This window comes from Mycobacterium sp. 852002-51057_SCH5723018 (genome assembly GCF_001667035.1).
Taxonomy (GTDB): Bacteria; Actinomycetota; Actinomycetes; order Mycobacteriales; family Mycobacteriaceae; genus Mycobacterium.
In genome coordinates this window covers 25,167-41,558 of sequence record NZ_LZIR01000093.1, presented here as the reverse complement: position 1 = coordinate 41,558, position 16,392 = coordinate 25,167, and the positions used below count along the sequence as shown (strand labels likewise).

General features: G+C 69.0%; 18 protein-coding genes and 1 pseudogene. 5 read left to right on the top strand and 14 right to left on the bottom strand.

Annotated elements, in window-relative coordinates; genetic code table 11:
• Positions 1 to 108: 108 nt before the first annotated feature.
• The 6 genes from A5764_RS19690 to A5764_RS19665 all read right to left on the bottom strand — a co-directional run bounded on the left by A5764_RS19690 (position 109) and on the right by A5764_RS19665 (position 4,512).
• Entirely contained in the window at positions 109 to 504 is a 396-nt protein-coding gene (locus A5764_RS19690; protein WP_231989760.1) for a hypothetical protein, read from the bottom strand.
• A 230-nt stretch (positions 505 to 734) separates the two neighbouring features.
• A complete protein-coding gene (gene coaD, locus A5764_RS19685) occupies positions 735 to 1,217 on the bottom strand; it encodes a pantetheine-phosphate adenylyltransferase (protein WP_067115837.1) in 483 nt (160 codons plus the stop codon).
• Between the two features lie 77 nt (positions 1,218 to 1,294).
• The gene (gene rsmD, locus A5764_RS19680; protein WP_067115834.1) at positions 1,295 to 1,849 is read right to left on the bottom strand and encodes a 16S rRNA (guanine(966)-N(2))-methyltransferase RsmD; all 555 of its coding nucleotides are present in this window, start codon (positions 1,847 to 1,849) and stop codon (positions 1,295 to 1,297) included.
• 10 nt (positions 1,850 to 1,859) lie between these two features.
• On the bottom strand, positions 1,860 to 2,495 hold the full coding sequence (locus A5764_RS19675) for a vitamin K epoxide reductase family protein (RefSeq protein WP_067115831.1): 636 nt from the start codon (positions 2,493 to 2,495) through the stop codon (positions 1,860 to 1,862).
• Positions 2,492 to 3,256: a DsbA family protein gene (locus A5764_RS19670; protein ID WP_067115828.1), complete on the bottom strand. Its 765-nt coding sequence runs from the start codon at positions 3,254 to 3,256 to the stop codon at positions 2,492 to 2,494. The genes A5764_RS19675 and A5764_RS19670 overlap by 4 nt, the downstream gene beginning before the upstream one ends.
• A gap of 137 nt (positions 3,257 to 3,393) precedes the next feature.
• Positions 3,394 to 4,512, bottom strand: coding sequence for an alpha/beta hydrolase (locus A5764_RS19665; RefSeq protein ID WP_067115825.1), 1,119 nt, complete (start codon positions 4,510 to 4,512; stop codon positions 3,394 to 3,396).
• A gap of 12 nt (positions 4,513 to 4,524) precedes the next feature.
• Between A5764_RS19665 and A5764_RS28945 the strand changes: the two are divergent.
• Positions 4,525 to 5,164, top strand: a pseudogene (locus tag A5764_RS28945) (aldo/keto reductase).
• Positions 5,165 to 5,170: 6 nt separating this feature from the next.
• The gene (locus tag A5764_RS19655; protein ID WP_197501640.1) at positions 5,171 to 6,016 is read left to right on the top strand and encodes an aldo/keto reductase; all 846 of its coding nucleotides are present in this window, start codon (positions 5,171 to 5,173) and stop codon (positions 6,014 to 6,016) included.
• A gap of 14 nt (positions 6,017 to 6,030) precedes the next feature.
• Here A5764_RS19655 and A5764_RS19650 read toward each other — a convergent pair whose 3' ends face one another.
• From A5764_RS19650 to A5764_RS19640, 3 genes are read right to left on the bottom strand one after another with little or no spacing between them, the layout of a single operon-like run.
• On the bottom strand, positions 6,031 to 6,741 hold the full coding sequence (locus tag A5764_RS19650) for an HNH endonuclease family protein (RefSeq protein ID WP_067115819.1): 711 nt from the start codon (positions 6,739 to 6,741) through the stop codon (positions 6,031 to 6,033).
• The gene (gene recG / locus A5764_RS19645) at positions 6,738 to 8,969 is read right to left on the bottom strand and encodes an ATP-dependent DNA helicase RecG (RefSeq protein ID WP_067115817.1); all 2,232 of its coding nucleotides are present in this window, start codon (positions 8,967 to 8,969) and stop codon (positions 6,738 to 6,740) included. Before recG ends, A5764_RS19650 begins: the two co-directional genes overlap by 4 nt.
• 2 nt (positions 8,970 to 8,971) lie before the next feature.
• Positions 8,972 to 10,627: a DAK2 domain-containing protein gene (locus tag A5764_RS19640; protein WP_231989761.1), complete on the bottom strand. Its 1,656-nt coding sequence runs from the start codon at positions 10,625 to 10,627 to the stop codon at positions 8,972 to 8,974.
• Between the two features lie 304 nt (positions 10,628 to 10,931).
• On the opposite strand from A5764_RS19640, the gene rpmB reads away from it, so the two are divergent.
• Positions 10,932 to 11,126, top strand: coding sequence for a 50S ribosomal protein L28 (gene rpmB, locus A5764_RS19635; protein WP_007171345.1), 195 nt, complete (start codon positions 10,932 to 10,934; stop codon positions 11,124 to 11,126).
• On the opposite strand, the gene A5764_RS19630 is transcribed toward rpmB, so the two are convergent.
• On the bottom strand, positions 11,123 to 11,623 hold the full coding sequence (locus A5764_RS19630; protein ID WP_067115855.1) for a MarR family winged helix-turn-helix transcriptional regulator: 501 nt from the start codon (positions 11,621 to 11,623) through the stop codon (positions 11,123 to 11,125). The two genes, rpmB and A5764_RS19630, sit on opposite strands and share 4 nt — an antisense overlap.
• A gap of 138 nt (positions 11,624 to 11,761) precedes the next feature.
• On the opposite strand from A5764_RS19630, the gene A5764_RS19625 reads away from it, so the two are divergent.
• A complete protein-coding gene (locus A5764_RS19625; protein WP_067115852.1) occupies positions 11,762 to 12,706 on the top strand; it encodes an NADP-dependent oxidoreductase in 945 nt (314 codons plus the stop codon).
• 49 nt (positions 12,707 to 12,755) lie between these two features.
• Here the strand turns inward: A5764_RS19625 and A5764_RS19620 are convergent, their stop codons facing one another.
• The 4 genes from A5764_RS19620 to A5764_RS19605 all read right to left on the bottom strand — a co-directional run bounded on the left by A5764_RS19620 (position 12,756) and on the right by A5764_RS19605 (position 15,720).
• Positions 12,756 to 13,685: an NADP-dependent oxidoreductase gene (locus tag A5764_RS19620; RefSeq protein WP_067115849.1), complete on the bottom strand. Its 930-nt coding sequence runs from the start codon at positions 13,683 to 13,685 to the stop codon at positions 12,756 to 12,758.
• A 5-nt stretch (positions 13,686 to 13,690) separates the two neighbouring features.
• Positions 13,691 to 14,374 (bottom strand): uracil-DNA glycosylase, encoded by a 684-nt coding sequence (locus A5764_RS19615; RefSeq protein WP_067115811.1) that lies wholly within the window; start codon positions 14,372 to 14,374, stop codon positions 13,691 to 13,693.
• Positions 14,371 to 14,661 carry a DUF1330 domain-containing protein gene (locus tag A5764_RS19610; protein WP_067115808.1) on the bottom strand — a complete coding sequence of 97 codons (291 nt, stop codon included), beginning with the start codon at positions 14,659 to 14,661 and terminating at the stop codon, positions 14,371 to 14,373. Before A5764_RS19610 ends, A5764_RS19615 begins: the two co-directional genes overlap by 4 nt.
• 72 nt (positions 14,662 to 14,733) lie before the next feature.
• Positions 14,734 to 15,720 (bottom strand): thiamine-phosphate kinase, encoded by a 987-nt coding sequence (locus A5764_RS19605; protein WP_067115805.1) that lies wholly within the window; start codon positions 15,718 to 15,720, stop codon positions 14,734 to 14,736.
• Positions 15,721 to 15,870: 150 nt separating this feature from the next.
• Between A5764_RS19605 and A5764_RS19600 the strand changes: the two genes are divergently transcribed.
• On the top strand, positions 15,871 to 16,386 hold the full coding sequence (locus A5764_RS19600) for a DUF3515 domain-containing protein (protein WP_082951809.1): 516 nt from the start codon (positions 15,871 to 15,873) through the stop codon (positions 16,384 to 16,386).
• Positions 16,387 to 16,392: the final 6 nt, after the last annotated feature.

Genomic DNA, 16,392 nt, shown 5'->3' with positions numbered 1-16,392 from the left:
CCCACTTCTACCTTTTTTTGGTGGGGCCCGGGGGGGGCCCGCCCCCCCCCCCCCGTTGGAACCGTTGGAATCGACGGGGGGCCCCCGGGGCCCCCCCGTCGATGAGGATCAACGACCGCCGCGGTCGCCGCCGCCCTGCCAGTGGTCGCGGTCGCCGCCGCCGCCCTGCCAGTGGTCACGGTCGCCGCCGCCGCCCTGCCAGTGATCGCGGTCGCCGCCGCCGCCCTGCCAGTGGTCGCGGTCACCGGGGCCGCCCTGCCAGTGGTCGCGGTCGCCGCCGCCGCGCCAGTGCCATTGGTCGTGCGGCTCACCGTCGCGGTAAAAGTCGTCGTGGCAACGGCCCCCTTCCCAGTTGTCACCCCAGCCGGGATCCCACCATTGACCAGGGCACCAGTGATAAGCAGGCGGCGGAGCGATGGGCTGTGCCTCCGCGACTGCCGCCGCCCCCAGACCCGCAAGTCCCAAACCACTGGTCAATACCAGCGATGACGTTGCAATGCGCATGAAATTTCTCATGGATTCTGGCTACCCGGTTGCGGGTAAGAACCATCTCAGCAGAAGCTGTGAATGAGTTAGGTAGTGCGTGGGCCATGATCAGGCCCCGCTCCGCGGGGACGTGGCCCTCGGCCGACGGCAATCGATCACGGCGACAAGCCTTGTTCGACGGCGCCGCTGAGGATTGCGGGCTATGACGGATACTGCGTCAAGGCGGTTAGACAGAACATGCCACGAGATCAGGGGCGACGTGAAAGCTTCTCGCGCAGGCGGCGATTCACCGGTTCGGGCAGCAGCTCCGACACATCGCCGCCCAGCATTGCTACCTCTTTGGCCAGCGATGACGACACGAAGGAATACCGCGGCGCGGTCGCCACGAAAAAGGTGTCGACGCCGGCGATGTGCTTGTTCATCTGCGCCATCTGCAGCTCGTATTCGAAGTCGGTTCCGGTGCGCAGGCCCTTCACGATCGCCGTCATCCCGCGCGACCTGACGAAGTCGACCACGAGCCCTTGTCCGGACTCCACCCGCAGGTTGCGCAGGTGCGCCGTGGACTCCTCGATCATCGCGATCCGCTCGTCGAGGTCGAACATGCCCTTCTTGGCGGGGTTGGTCAGGATCGCCACCACCACCTGGTCGAACTGGGCCGAGGCGCGTTCGAAGACGTCGATGTGGCCCAACGTGACTGGGTCAAACGAACCGGGGCATACCGCGCCGCTCATGACTCGCGCCGGCGACGATGCACAACGAAGCGATGGGGAGGAGCGGCGCCCATGACGAATGACGGTACACGCCTTCCTCACTCAAATTCGGCCAGCTCCAATCGGGTGTCGCCATACACACGTTCGGGCCACACGGCCCAGCCCGCCGGCCAACTGAGCGTCGCGCCCGCGGCAGCGCGCTCCACCGCCGCGACGGTCCCCTCGCGCACCCAGCCGTGGGCGCTCAGCGCCGCCAGCGCGGCGTTCACCTCGGCCACGTCGATGTCGTAGGGCGGGTCGGCCAGCACGAGATCCACCGCGGATGCGGTCCCACCGGCCAGGACGCTCGCCACCGCACCCCGGCGCAGCGTCGCACCGCCGAAGCCCAGTGCCTCGAAGTTGCGCGCGATGATTGCCGCGGTCCTCGGATCGGACTCCACGAAAAGCGCCGAGGCGGCGCCGCGCGACAGCGCCTCGAGGCCCAGCGCGCCCGATCCGGCGTAGAGGTCGAGCACCGCCACGCCGGTGAGGTCACGGCGCGCGGTCAGGATGTTGAACAGCGATTCGCGTACCCGATCGGTGGTCGGCCTGGTCCCCCGCGGCGGCACGGCGATCCGCCGGCCCCCGGCCACGCCGCCGATGATCCGGGTCACTGGCCGGCAATCACAACAGCGTCGACCAATAGTCCCAGAATCGCACCATGATCAGCAGGAACACCGCCGTGAACCACAGCGCGGCGATCGACCACCGCCATTGGTAAAGAAACTGTGCCGCAGCGGATTCCCGGCCTTGCAGAGCAGGACGGAACGCGATCGACGCGACCACCACCAGCAGCGAGATGGTGACCACCCACACCACCATGCAGTACGGGCACAGCGCACCGATGCGGTACAGGCTCTGGAAGATCAGCCAGTGCACAAACGCCGCGCCGATCAGCACCCCGACCGTGAGCCCAACCCAATACCATTGCGGCAGAGGGACTTTCGTCACTGCCAGCACACCGGTGACCACCACCACCGAAAAGCCCACCAGGCCCAGCAGCGGGTTGGGGAAGCCCAGCAACGACGCCTGCGGCGTGACCATCACGGAACCGCACGACACGATCGGGTTGATGTTGCACGACGGCACGTACGCGGGGTTGAGCAGCAGGTCGATCTTTTCCACCGTCAGAGTCATCGAGGCAACCAGACCGATCACACCGGCGATCAGCACCCACCACGCGCTGGCCGCGGGTGCGCGCGCCCAGGGGCCCGAATCCGGTGTCAGGTCGGCTGTTTGGGCTGACACCGGGGTCGTCATGGGGCGGCGGGTGCGACGGCGCCGTCGATGCCGGGCACGTCACCGACGATCTGTTTGATCTTGGCGACCAACGCATCGGGTGTCGACGGCTGGTAGTCCTCGCCGTTGATCTTGATGGTCGGGGTCGCGCTGATCTTTGCGGCGGCGGCCTCGCCGGTGACCTTGGAAAGGTACTTGCCGCTGTTGATGCAGTCGGGGACCTTGCCGACGACGCCGGCCTCGCGGGCCAGCTCGATCAGCCTCGCGTTGTCGGGGAAGCTGGTGCCGCGTTCGTCGGGCTGGATGTCGGTGCTGTAGAGCGCGCTGTGGAACCGTCGGAACGCATCGATGGATTCGTCGGCGACGCACAGCGCCGCCGCACCCGCCCGAGACGAATAGTTCTGGTTCTTCTGGTTATCCAGGATCGACACCATGGAGTAGTCGGCGGCAATGGCCCCGATGTCGATGAGCTTGGACACCGTCGGCCCGAAGGAGCGCTCGAAACTACCGCACGCCGGGCACAGGAAGTCCTCGTAGAACGTCACCACGGCCTTGGGGTTGCTGGTGCCGGGCTGGTTGACCACCTTGCTCGACGTCACCCGCACCGTGTCGCCCTCTCCGGTGCTGCCGCCCTTCTTGTGGTGCGACGTCACGATGTAGAAGACGAGCGCGACGGCGAAGATCACGATGAAGGCGGTGCCGCCGATCTGGATGAGCCGACCCGATCTGCCGGTGGCGGACTTCACATCGAATCGCGGGGGACGTTTGGGTTTGTCGGCCACAGGTTCGCTGATCCTTCGTGCAGGCATGTCCGGCGGTCGGACAGGGCGCCTCTAGAGTACCGGCCGACGCGCGGCGACGATGCCGGCCGAGACCGACCGGAGGAGGAGTCGGGCACTCAGCTCGAGCGCCCAGCAAATCAGATCCGGCTCAGGTGGGCGCGCAGCGCGGAGATGAGCTCGCTCGTCGCCACGGCGCTGTCGCCGCCCAGCTGAAACAGGTTCACGAAGCCATGGGTCAGCGAGCCCATGTAACGCAGGTCCACCGGGGTGCCGGCGGCCCGCAGCGCCGCCGCGTAGCTCTCGCCCTCGTCGCGCAACGGGTCGAAGCCCCCGACCGCGATCAGCGCGGGCGCCAACCCGGACAGCGACTCGGCCAACAAGGGCGATATCCGCGGGTCCGTCCGATCGAGGCTGGAGCGCCTCAAATATTGCGACTCGAACCAGTCCATGTCGCGCCTGGTCAGCAGGAAGCCGCGGGAGAACAGGCTCATCGACCGGGTCTGTGCGGTGAAGTCGGTCCGTGGGTAGATCAGCCACTGCACCACGGGGGCGGGGCCGCCCTCGTCGCGCGCCAGCTGGCAGACGACGGCGGACAGGTTGCCGCCCGCGCTGTCGCCGCCGACCGCGACCTGCCCGACGGTCGCGCCGAGGTCACCGGCGTGCTCGTACGCCCACTTGAAAGCCACATAGGCGTCCTCGATGGCAGCCGGGGCAGGGTGTTCGGGAGCCAGCCGGTAGTCGATCGACAAGACATGGATGCCGGCGTCCCGGCAGGTCAAGCGGCAGAACGCGTCGGCGTAGTCCAGGTCGCCGAGCGTCCAGCCGCCGCCGTGGTAGTAGACGAGCAACGGCGCCGGCGCGCCGGTGGGCGGACGGTAGTGCCGCGCCCGGATCTCGCCGGCGGGTCCGGGCAGCGTGATCGCGTCCACCTCGACGTGAATCTGCGGGCCGGGAAAACTCATGGTCGTTTCCCGCATCTGGGCACGGGAGGCCGCCACGTCGTCGTCGACCACCAGGCCGTCGATGCCGACGGCGCGCAGCCCCGACAGCATCAGCTGCAGCGTCGGGTCGAGCGTGTTGCCGTCGATGATCACCGAACGACCGCGGACCAGCGCCCGCCGCACGGCGGTCGGGACCCACGGGATTACCTTGACACCCACAGTCGTCGCGGCGCCCTGCAGGCGACTGGTCCATCGCATTGATGTGCCTTTCGCTCCGAGGTCGAGAGCCGGCGCGCCTGGCAGACTTCTGGTCATGACTGCTCCCTACTGACGCTGAACGATGGCAACGCGATCCCCGTCGTCGGCCTCGGTGTCTTCAAGGTCGCGCCGGCGGACGCCGAGCAGGCGGTCCATGCCGCGCCGCGCGCCGGTAACCGGCATATTGACACCGCTGCGGCCTACCAAACGAACGAGAGACCGGACGCGCCCTTGCCAATTCCGACGTGCCGCGCGACCAACTTTACGTGGTGACCAAATTGGCCAACGCCGACCAGGGTTACGACAGCACGCTGAAGGCGTTCCCCCACGTTTCAGGCCAGCATGGACCGCCTCGGGCTCGACTACCTCGACCTATACCTCATCCACTGGCCGATGCCCTCGCTCAACAACGCGTGGTCGCCGCTCGGCCGTGGAGCGCTGCTGACCCACCCCGCCGTCACCGCCGTCGCCGAGGCGCTCGGGCGCACCCCGGCCCAGGTGTTGATTAGGTGGCATATCCAGCTGGGTAATATCGTGATCTCCAAGTCGGTGAACCCCATACGGATTGCGAGCAATTTCGACGTGTTCGATTTCGAACTCAGTGCCTTGGGCTTTGCTCGAATGGCGTCGATATCCTCGGATATCCTCGCTGCACGACGGCACCCGGCTGGGTGCGGATCCACGAACCTTCAATTTCACAGGTAGGTGAATGACGTTGACTGTCGAGTCGGGCACCGCCATACCCTCGGTAGCTCTCAATGACGAAAACACCATTCCGGTGCTCGGACTCGGCGTCGCTGATTTATCGGAGGACGAAACGGAACGCGCGGTATCGGCCGCGCTGGAGGTCGGCTGCCGGCTGATCGACACCGCCGCGGCCTACGGCAACGAAGCCGCCGTCGGCCGTGCGATCGCGGCGTCGGGGATTCCGCGCGCCGAGCTGTTCGTCACCACCAAGCTGGCCACCTCCGACCAGGGTTTCTCCAAGGCGCTGGAGGCCTGCACCGCCAGCTTGGAAAGGCTGGGCCTGGACTATGTCGACCTCTACCTCATCCACTGGCCGGCGCCGTCGCTCGGTAACTACGTGGACGCTTTCGGTGGCTTGATCCAGTGTCGCGGGGAGGAGCATGCCCGCTCGATCGGCGTGTCCAACTTCACCGAGGACCATCTGGAAACCGTCATCGACCTGACGTTCGTGACCCCGGCGGTGAACCAGATCGAGCTGCACCCGCTGCTCAACCAGGCCGACCTGCGCAAGGCCAACGCACAGCACAACGTCGTGACGCAGTCCTACACACCGCTGGCGCTGGGCAAGCTGGTGGACAACCCGACGGTGACCTCGGTGGCCGCCGAATACGGCAAGACGCCCGCCCAGGTGCTGCTGCGGTGGAACGTGCAACTGGGCAATTCGGTGATCTTCCGGTCGAGCAAGGCCGAGCGCATCGCCAGCAACCTGGACATCTTCGATTTCGAACTGGCCGCCGAACACATGGACGTGATCAACAGCCTCAACGACGGCACCCGGCTGCGCCCGGATCCGAATACTTACGCCGGCCCCTAATCGGCTCGGGGCACCTAGCCCGTGGGGCAGGTGGACGCCGCCTGGCGCAGCACGCCCGCCGAAGCCTGGTCCACCGGTAGCTGGTAGCCGCGCAGCACGGCGATGAACTGGATGGCGTACTGACACGCGAACGCGGTGTTCGGCGGCATCCACATGGCCGGCGGCGAATCGCCCTTGTCCTGGTTGGCCTGGCCCTCGACCGCGAGCAGGTTGGCCGGATCGTTGGCGAAACGCAGCCGCTCGGGCTGCCCCCAGTTGTAGGCCCCCATGTCCCAGGCGTAGGCGAGCGGGACGATGTGGTCGATCTGCACCGCTTCGCCGACCTTCGCGCCGCGCTGGAAGACCACGGTGGTGTTGGTGTACGGGTCGTGCAGGGTGCCGGTGGCCACCGCGTTCGGGCAGCGCTTGATCGACACGTAGGTCTTGTCGACGAGGTCGCGGTCGAGGATGTCGTCGCGGGTGTCACAACCGTTGTGCCCCAGCGGCGCGTCGTTGTCGTCGTCCCAGGGGTCGCCGAACGCGGCCCGACGGTAGTCGTAGCGGTGGGTCCGCTGCGGGAGCTGCGCGACACCCGCCAGCACGTCGGCACCGGGTTGCACCGTGGGCACGTCGGCGCGTGCGGCGACTTCGGCGTGCCTGGCCGCCGATGATCCCAGCGTCTGATAGGCCACCAGCACCGCGAGCACCGCGGCGGCCGTCAACCACAGTAGGAGCCTGCGATTCATGACTTGTCCAGGTACTCAATCCGGTCGGTGGTGGTGAATCGCGCTGCCAGCAAAGCCAATTCCGGATTCGAGGGGTCCTCGGCATAGGCCTGGACGCAGAAGTCGCGGGCGGCTTCGATGAACTTGCCATGCTCGGCCAGCGACAACAGCCGTAGGGTCACCGCCTTGCCGGATTGGTTGCGGCCCAGCACATCTCCCTCGCGGCGCTCCTTGAGGTCGAGGTCGGCAAGGGCGAACCCGTCCACGGTGTCGGCGACGGCCCGCAGCCGCCGCCCGGCCGGTGAACCCTCGGGGACCCAGGTGGCGAGCAGGCACAGGCTGGGATGCTCGCCCCGGCCGATGCGGCCGCGCAGCTGGTGCAGCTGGCTGATGCCGAACCGGTCGGCGTCCATGACGAGCATGACCGTCGCGTTGGGGACGTCGACGCCCACCTCGATCACGGTGGTACACACCAGCACATCGATTTCGCCCGCGCGGAAGGCGGCCATCGCGGCGTCCTTCTCCTCGGCCGGCAACCGGCCGTGCATGAGGCCCAGCCGCAGGTTCGCCAGCTCACCGGAATACAACCGGGCGAACAGCCCCTCAGCGGTCGCCGAGGGCCGCGCCGGGCTGCCTTCCCTGCCGGGCTCCTTCTGGGGTTCGTCGGTTTCGTCGATCCGGGGCGTCACGACGTAGGCCTGGCGGCCGTTGGCGACCTCTTCGACGATGCGCTGCCAGGCGCGCCCGAGCCACGTCGGCTTGTCCGCCACGAAGATGACGTTGGTGGTGATCGGTTGGCGCCCGCGCGGGAGTTCGCGCAGCGTCAATGTCTCCAGGTCGCCGTACACGGTCAGGGCCACGGTGCGGGGTATCGGCGTCGCCGTCATCACCAGCAGGTGCGGTGTGATGCCCGCACGGGCCTTGGCGCGCAATTGATCTCGCTGCTCGACCCCGAAGCGATGTTGCTCGTCGACGACCACCATGCCCAGGTTGTGGAATTCCACCGCGTCCTGCAGCAGCGCGTGCGTCCCGATGACGATGCCGACCTGGCCGCTGGCGATCTCGGCGCGGATCTGTTTCTTCTGCGCGGCGGTCATCGAGCCGGTCAACAGCGCCACCCGGGTGGCCTCGTCGGCGCCGCCGAGCTGGCTGCCCATCGCCAACGGCCCGAGCACGTTGGTGATCGACAGAAGATGCTGTGCGGCAAGCACTTCCGTGGGCGCCAGCAGCGCGCACTGGTAGCCCGCGTCCACCATCTGCAGCATCGCCAGCACCGCGACGATGGTCTTGCCGGATCCCACCTCGCCCTGCAGCAGGCGGTTCATCGGGCGCGTCGCCGCAAGCCCGTCGGACAGCGCATCGAGCACTTCCCGCTGTCCGGCGGTGAGCTGAAACGGCAACCGCAGCAACAACTCCGCCGCCAGGCCATCGGCCCGCGGCGGCGCCGGCGGCCCGGATTCCGACTGCTCACCGTGCCGGCGGGCGACCAGCGCCCACTGCAGTCCCACGGCCTCGTCGAAGGTCAATCGTTCGCGTGCGCGGTGACGCTCGTGCTCGTTCTCGGCAAGATGAATGGCGCGCAGCGCCTGGTCTTCGGACATGAGCCCGTGCTCCGCGCGTAGCGATTCGGGCAACGGATCGGGCACCGGGTCCAGGACGGCGAGCACCTGCCGCACGCTGGCGAAGATGTTCCAGCTCTGGAGTTTGGCGCTGGCCGGATAGATCGGGAAGAAGTGATGTTGGAAGGCGTCGGCCAGCTCTTCGCCGGTGGTGGCTTGCGACGTTTCGGCGATGCTCTTGAGCGACTTGGTGCCGCGGTTCCTCCCGTCCGGCGCGTCGACGATGAGGAAGGCGGGGTGCGTCAGCTGCATGACGTTCCTGAAGAAGCCGACCTCACCCGACAGCATCACCTTGGTGCCTTTGGTGAGGTCCTTCTTGATGTAGTTCGCATTGAAGAACGTGGCGGTCACCCTGCCGCGGCCGGAGCCAACCGTGATGCGGTGACATATCTTGTTTCGGTTCTTCTTCATGGGAAACGACTCGGTGTCGACGATGGTGTCGACGATGGTGATGTGCTCACCGGCCGGCGGTCGTTCGTCGTCGGCGCCCCACCGGCTCGCGCCCTCGGTGTAGCTGCGCGGGTAGTGGCGCAGCAGGTCGTCGACCGTCCGGATGCCGAACACTTCGTCGAGCAGATCCGCTACCTTGGCGCCGACAAGAAACTGCAGTCGGTCCGACAGCGACGCCACGGCTACTCGACCCCGATCAGCAGAACGTCGCCGCGGTGGTCGGTGCGGTAGCTGACCAGCTCGGTCCCCGGGTGATTGTCATGCACGTGCCGTTGCAGGGTGTCGCTCATCGCGGTGGCCTCGGCTTCGGCGATGCCGGCCCCGACCAGCACCGTCACCAGGTCGCCGCCGGACGCCAGCAGCAGATCGACGAGGCCGATCGCCGCGCCGGCCACGTCGGCGGCCACGATCAGCACCTCGTCGCCCGCGATGCCCAGGCCGTCACCCGGCTGGCAGCGCCCGGCCCAGGTCAGCGCGCTTTCGGTCGCGATGCGCACCGATCCGTGCCGGGCCGCGCCGGCGGCACGGGCCATGGTGTAGCCGTCGTCGACCGCCTGCCGGCCGGTTTCGTGCACGGCCAGCGCGGCCAGTCCCTGCACCATCGACCCCGTCGGTATCGGTACCACGTCGATTCCCCAGCCGATGGCCGCGGTGCACCCGGCGACCAGCTCCTCGGCGGCCACATAACCGTTGGGCAGCACCATCACCTGCGCGGCACCGGTGTCGACGACGGCCCGCATCAGCTGGTGGGCGCTGATGACCGCGTCCGGATCGGGCTGCAGCACGCAGGCGCCCTCCCCCGAGAACAGCTCGGCGGCGCCGTCTCCGTCGACGACGGCCAGCACGGCCCGCTCGCGCGTCCAGCCGCCCGCGGGCAGCCCGGCGGCGCCGGAGCTCAGCGCCGAGATGACGATCCGGCTGAGCCGCCCGGCCACCAACCCGGCTTCGACCGCGGCCCCGGCGTCGTCGGTGTGCACGTGCACGGAGTAGCTCTCGAGCGCGTCGGAATCCCGCGTGGCTGCTTGGGCGATGGCCACCGATTCGCCGAGCTCCTCGAGGCGGTCCCGCAGTGCGTCCGCCGCCGCGGCATCGCAGTCGTCCAGCCGGTACATGACCTCGAACTGGGGCGTGGGTTGGGCGGCGGGGGCTTCGGGCTGCGGCGCGCGCGGCGACAGCTCGTAGACGGTCCGGGCGGGCGCCTGCCCGGCGACGGTGCAGCGCAAGGCGTCGAGCAGGACGAGCAGGCCGCGCCCGCCGGCGTCGACGGCACCGGCGTTGGCGAGCACATCGAGCTGCTCGGGCGTCTTTTCCAGGGCGACCACCGCCGCGTCGCCGGCCGCGGTGATCGCCGCGGCCAGGCCTTCGTCGGCGCATTCCGCGACCGCCTCTGCGGCGGCACGCAACACCGAGACGATGGTCCCCGGGACCTCGTCGCCGCCCATCGACGCGATCACCAGCTCGACGCCGCGGCGCAACGCGGCCCCCAGGGTGGCGGCGTCGATGTGGGCCAGTTCGCCGCCGGACTCGGCGGCCGCGGCCGCGGTGACGTCGGCGATGCCGCGCAGGATCTGCGAGAGGATCACGCCGGAATTGCCGCGCGCGCCGTTCAGCGCCCCGGTCGACAGGGCCGCCGCCACCCGGGCGACGCACCCCTGGCCGCCGTCGGCGCCGGCCCCCCCGTTCGCCTCCGCCAAGGCCGAGCGCATGGTGAACAGCATGTTGGCGCCGGTGTCCGAATCGGCGACGGGAAACACGTTGAGCCGGTTGATTTCATCGATGTGGGTGATCAGGTCGCTGACGGCGGTGTGCGCCCAATCCCGCAGAGTCACCGCGTCCAGCAGACGGTCCTCCGACGCATCCAGAGTGCCCAGGGCGACCCACCTCCTCCCGCGCCAGCCTCCCGGTGGCGCCAGCGTAGTCCCGCGACGACATGCGCGACGGCGTGCCGCGAGCAAGCACCCGCTAGCCTCGGTGGACCGGCCCATCGAGCCTAGCCAGAGGCGGCGACAGCGCCGGTCCGGAGCGGCGCTGTCGCTGTTGATCGTTTTGGTGGTTTCTCACGACAGTCGGTATTCTGGGCTGGCCCGGCCCGTCCAGATGTATCCCGCGTGCCGGACCCCCAACATTTGAGGAGCTCGAACAATGGCCGCTGTGTGCGATATCTGCGGGAAAGGCCCCGGCTTCGGCAAGTCGGTGTCGCACTCCCACCGCCGCACCAGCCGCCGGTGGGACCCCAACGTCCAGACCGTGCACGTTGTCACCCGTCCGGGCGGCAACAGGCAGCGGCTCAACGTGTGCACGTCCTGCATCAAGGCCGGCAAGGTCGTCCGCGGCTAAGTCAAGGCCTTCAAAGCATGGCGCTTACGCGGCGCGGCTGAGCGGGGCGGTAGGGCACGCATGTGGTCGCGGGCGCGAGCCATTACCTCGCCCAGGGTGTGTACGTCTTGGTCTGAGAGCGAGTCGAACAAGAGGTCGCGTACCACCTGGATGTGACCGGGTAGAACCTTGGCGACAAGGGCTCGGCCCGCCTCGGTGATGTCGACGATTGTGGCTCGCTGGTCATGGGGACTGGCGCCCCGGGTGATGAGCCCCGCTTTTTCCAGCAGTCCGGCCTGATGGGTCAGGCCACTGCGGCTGTACACCACTCCGTCGGCTAGGTCGGTCATGGTGAGTTGCCCGTCGGCGTCGGCGAGCTTGGCCAGGATCTCGAACTGCACGTAACTCAGATCGCCTTCGGCCTTGAGCTGCTGTCGCACGGCGTGTTGGAGCAGGCTGAATGCCTCGGTGAGGGCGAAGTACGTGCTCAGTTGCTCCGGCTTGAGGGCTTCGACCATGCCGCAATCGTACTGCTTCGACATCGAAGCAATGAGACGACGATCACAGCCTCCCCTGGAATTGCTTCAACCTCGAAGCAAGTTGTTCCGTGTGTGCAACTGCTTCGGCGTCGAAGCAAATAGGAAGTGGAGGAAACCATGAAGGCACTGCTTTACCACCGTTACGGCAGCAGCGACGTGCTCGAGTACGCAGAGGTCCAGCGGCCGGCCCCGCGAGCTGGACAGGTGCTGGTGAAGGTGGCCGGGACTTCGTTCAACCCGGTCGATGCGGGCATGCGCGGCGGCTACCTGTCCGAGGTGTACGCGATCACCTTTCCGCACGTACCGGGTATCGACGTGGCGGGGACGATCGCCGAACTCGGCGAGGGGGTGACGGGCTGGAACGTCGGCGACGCGGTCGTGGCGTTGCTCCCGATGGATGCCGACGGTGCTGCCGCCGAGTACGTGCTGGCTCCGGCGGAGGTGTTGACCGCCGCGCCGCGGTCGGTGGCACTGGCCGATGCGGCTGCGTTGCCGACCGCCGGCTTGACCGCGTGGCAGGCTTTGTTCGAAGTCGCCGGATTGAAGGCCGGGCACACGATCCTGATCAACGGTGCGGGCGGAGCTGTCGGCGGCTACGCGGTGCAGCTCGCCAAGGAAGCCGGCGCCACCGTCACCGCAACCGCATCGGCGCGCAGCGTGGACCGTCTGCGCGGCTACGGAGCCGACCGGATCGTCGGCTACATCGACTATGCGGCGCCACCGATCGCCGTTGCCGGACAGCCGTTCGACGTGGTCCTCAACTTGGTGAGCACCTCACCGGAGGAGACCCAGGCGCTGGTTGGCGTCGTCGCCGACGGCGGTTTCCATGTCGGCACCATGACGGCTGGGACGGAGGATTCCGCGCGGGGAGTCCGTGCTCAGCGCGTCTTCGTCCGCAGCGACGCCGCGCAGTTGACCGGCCTCGTCAGCCGCGTCGACGCCGGCCAACTGCGCATCGACGTCGCCGACCGCCGCCCGCTGACCGAGGCCGCCGCAGTGCACGACGCGTCTGACTCCGGCCGGCTGCCCGGCAAGACCATCCTCTTCCCCGCCGATCAATAACACAGCGCGGCTTGTCCCGCCGGCAGCGTCCGGCGGGACAACGCAGCGTTCACTCCCGGACGACGATCACCGTCTTGCCCGCGCGCCGGCCCGGGCGGCGGCCGCTCTCGAACGCCTCCCTGCCCTCGTCGAGCGGGAACGTCGCGGCGATTTCCACGCGCAGCCGGCCGCCGTCCACGAGCGCGGCGAGCTCGTCGAGCTGACCCCTATTCGGGGTGACGATGAAAAACGTTGCGGTAATGCCGTACTCATCGGCCTTGCCCTCCGGAGGGGGCGCCGACAGGGTGACCAGTCGTCCGCCACGGCGCAACACGGCGAAGGATTGGTCTAACGCCTCGCCGCCGACGGTGTCGATGACGACGTCGTAGGGGCCGCTTTCGTCGAACGCCTCGGTGCGCACGTCGATCACCCGTTGCGCGCCGAATCCGCCGAGGAGCTCGCGGGCGTCGCTGCGCACGGTCGCGGTGACGTGGGCGCCGAGGATGGCCGCCAGCTGAACGGTCAAGGCGCCGACGCCGCCCGCCCCGCCGAGCACCAGCACCGCCTCTCCGGGCCGGACCGCGGCTTGGTCGACGAGAGCCTGCAGGGCGGTGAGCCCCGCCAGCGGCAACGCGGCGGCGACAGCGTGCGACACGGCCGACGGCTTGGCGGCGACGTCGGTGGCAGGGACGGCGACGAATTCGGCCGCCGCGCCGTCGCGGTCGAAATCGATCAACCCGTACACCTCGTCGCCGGGCGCGAAATCCGTTACCCCGGAGCTGGTTTCGGCGACGACGCCGGACACCTCGTGGGACGGGATGATCGGGGTGCGGTCGACGCCGTCGCGGGTCCAGGTCTCGGGCCACGTCAGCTCGTCGAATGTGATGGCCGCGGCGCGCACCGACACCAGGACCTCGCCGGCCGCTGGTACCGGCACCGGCGCGCGCTCGACGACGAGCACCTCGGGGCCGCCGGGGCGGTGTGCTCGCAGCGCGGTCATCTCGGTCACGGCAGGCTCCAATCGATCGGGTCGGCGCCCATTCCCGTCAGCAGCTCGTTGGCGCGGCTGAACGGGCGCGAGCCGAAAAAACCGCGCGAGGCCGACAGCGGCGACGGGTGCGGCGATTCGATCGCCACGTAATTGCCTTCGGCCAGAATGGGTTTGAGAGTTGACGCGTCGCGGCCCCACAGGATGGCCACCAGCGGCTGCGACCGGTCGGCCAGCGCGCGGATCGCGCACTCCGTCACCGCCTCCCAGCCTTTGCCGCGATGCGACGCGGGGTTGTTGGGGCGCACCGTAAGGACCCTGTTCAACAGCAGCACGCCGCGCTGCGCCCAGGGCGTCAAATCGCCGCAGGCGGGATGCGGATGGCCCAGGTCGGCGGTGTACTCGTCGAAGATGTTGGCCAGGCTGCGCGGCAGCGGGCGCACCTCGGGTGCCACCGAGAAGCTCAGGCCCACCGCGTGCCCGGGCGTCGGGTAGGGGTCCTGCCCGACGATCAAGACCCTGACGTTGTCGAACGGATAGGTGAAGGCGCGCAACACGTTCGGGCCCGCGGGCAGGTACCTGCGGCCGGCCGCGATCTCGGCACGCAGGAACTGGCCCATCTGGGCGACCTGGTCGGTGACCGGCTTGAGCGCGGTCGCCCAGCCCGGCTCGACGAGTTCGTTCAACGGGCGCGCCGTCATCGCAGCCCCTTCACCAGGAGCACCACCGTGTCGGCGCCCGCACGACGGTCCTTCGAGATCTCTTGGTATTCGGGCGATTGCGCCCAGCCTCGGAACGCGGCCTCGTCCGGAAACGACATCAGCACCAGCTTCTCGCGGTCCCAGGAGCCCTCGATGACCTCGGGCGACTCGTCGGCGGCCAGCAGCGTGCCCGCGTGACGGCGGAAGACACCCATGAACCGTGCCTGGTACCGGTCGTAGGCTGCCCCGTCGGTGAATTTCAGCTGGGCGATCGCATAGACGGTCACGTTGACATCACAAGCCACCCTAACCGCGCTCAATTGGCCGCCTCCTCCTCGGGCGGCACGCGGCCCGCATCGTCACCGGCCGAAAGAGGACCAGCCCGCATAACCGCTCCACTCCCGCCCGTCGACGAGCACCCGGGCCGGCCCGTCGAGCACCCGCCCGATCTCGCGCCACCCGGCCGGCACCGGACCGGCGAAACAGGCCACCAGGGCGTGGTCTTCGCCCCCGGCGAGCACCCACGGCCACGGATCGTCGCCCATGGCGAGGGCCGCCGCGGCCAGGGCGTCGTGGTCCGTGCGCAGGGCCGCGGTGGACAAATCGATCGCCACCCCCGACGCCTCCGCGACGTGCCGCAGGTCGGCGATCAGCCCGTCGGAGACATCGATCATCGCCTGCGCCCCCGCGGCCGCGGCCGCCGCGCCCTGGCCGTACGGCGGCTCCGGCACCAGGTGGCGACGCCGCAATTCCTGGAAATCGTGAATATCGTTCTGCCACAACGCGTATCCAGCGGCAGAGCGGCCCAGCTCCCCCGCGACCGCGAGCACCGAACCGGCCTTGGCTCCGGACCGCAACACCGGCGCGTGACCGTCGAGGTCGCCCAGCACCGTCACCGACAGCACCCACTGCGGGCAGCTGACCAGGTCGCCGCCGGCGCGGCCGGCGCCGACCCGCTCCGCCTCGTCCCACATCCCGTCGACCAGGGCGTCGACCTGCCCCGAAGGCGTGTCACCGGGCGCCCCGAAGCCGACCACGAAGGCCGTGGGCCGCGCGCCCATCGCCTCGATGTCGGCGGCGTTTTGGGCGATCGCCTTGCGGCCCACGTCGTGCGGTGTCGACCAGTCCAGCCGAAAGTGCCGATCCTGCACCAGCACATCGGTGGAAACCACGGCACGACCGTCGCGGAGCGAAACCACCGCCGCGTCGTCGCCGGGCCCCAGCAGCACCGCGGCGGGCTGCCGGCGGCCCCGCACCGCCCGATCGATGACCGCGAACTCGCCGAGCTGTTGCAGCGTGGGGGACTCCCCCGATGGCTCGTCGCGCACGCCACCTCCTCCGGCCATGCGGGCCGCCGTACGTCGTCCGACCTGCGGTAAGTTGGGTTCCTGCCCGCGTGAGCGGACGGCGCCAGTGTATGAGAAGGAGGTCCGCGGGCGGTGAAGACCGACCCCGATGCCCGTTCCGCCGCCGACACGGGACCACCGCGCGCCGTGATGATCGCCGCCGTCGCGGTGGCCGTCGTGGCGATCGGCGTAGTCCTGGCCATCGCGGCAACACGCCAGGCCCCGCCGCAACCCGTTGCGGTACCAGGCTTCCCGGCGCCGCAGGCGACCAGCGCCGCGTGCCGGGCGCTGGCCGACGCACTGCCGCAGCGGCTCGGGGACTACCAGCGAGCGCAATTGGCGCAGCCGGCTCCCCCGGGCGCGACGGCGTGGCGGGCCGGGCCCGACGACCAGCCGGTGGTCTTGCGCTGCGGGCTCGACCGCCCCGCCGACTTCGTGGTCGGGTCCCCCATCCAGGTCGTCGATCGAGTGCAGTGGTTTGAGGTCTCCGCCGGACCGCAATCCGGCGGTGACGCCGGCCGATCCACCTGGTACACGGTGGACCGGCCGGTGTATGTGGCGCTGACGCTGCCGTCGGGGTCGGGCCCGACGCCGATCCAGGAGGTCTCCGAGGTGATCGACCACGCCATGGCGGCGGTGCCCATCGATCCCGCTCCGGCTCGTTGATGGCGC

Excerpts from the sequence above, each read along its gene's own strand:
- A5764_RS19690 (WP_231989760.1), bottom strand. The coding sequence starts at position 504 with ATGCGCATTGCAACGTCATCGCTGGTATTGACCAGTGGTTTGGGACTT.
- coaD (WP_067115837.1), bottom strand. The coding sequence starts at position 1,217 with ATGAGCGGCGCGGTATGCCCCGGTTCGTTTGACCCAGTCACGTTGGGC.
- A5764_RS19675 (WP_067115831.1), bottom strand. The coding sequence starts at position 2,495 with ATGACGACCCCGGTGTCAGCCCAAACAGCCGACCTGACACCGGATTCG.
- A5764_RS19665 (WP_067115825.1), bottom strand. The coding sequence starts at position 4,512 with ATGACCAGAAGTCTGCCAGGCGCGCCGGCTCTCGACCTCGGAGCGAAA.
- A5764_RS19650 (WP_067115819.1), bottom strand. The coding sequence starts at position 6,741 with ATGAATCGCAGGCTCCTACTGTGGTTGACGGCCGCCGCGGTGCTCGCG.
- rpmB (WP_007171345.1), top strand. The coding sequence starts at position 10,932 with ATGGCCGCTGTGTGCGATATCTGCGGGAAAGGCCCCGGCTTCGGCAAG.
- A5764_RS19630 (WP_067115855.1), bottom strand. The coding sequence starts at position 11,623 with ATGGTCGAAGCCCTCAAGCCGGAGCAACTGAGCACGTACTTCGCCCTC.
- A5764_RS19625 (WP_067115852.1), top strand. The coding sequence starts at position 11,762 with ATGAAGGCACTGCTTTACCACCGTTACGGCAGCAGCGACGTGCTCGAG.
- A5764_RS19620 (WP_067115849.1), bottom strand. The coding sequence starts at position 13,685 with ATGACCGCGCTGCGAGCACACCGCCCCGGCGGCCCCGAGGTGCTCGTC.
- A5764_RS19615 (WP_067115811.1), bottom strand. The coding sequence starts at position 14,374 with ATGACGGCGCGCCCGTTGAACGAACTCGTCGAGCCGGGCTGGGCGACC.
- A5764_RS19605 (WP_067115805.1), bottom strand. The coding sequence starts at position 15,720 with ATGGCCGGAGGAGGTGGCGTGCGCGACGAGCCATCGGGGGAGTCCCCC.
- A5764_RS19600 (WP_082951809.1), top strand. The coding sequence starts at position 15,871 with ATGATCGCCGCCGTCGCGGTGGCCGTCGTGGCGATCGGCGTAGTCCTG.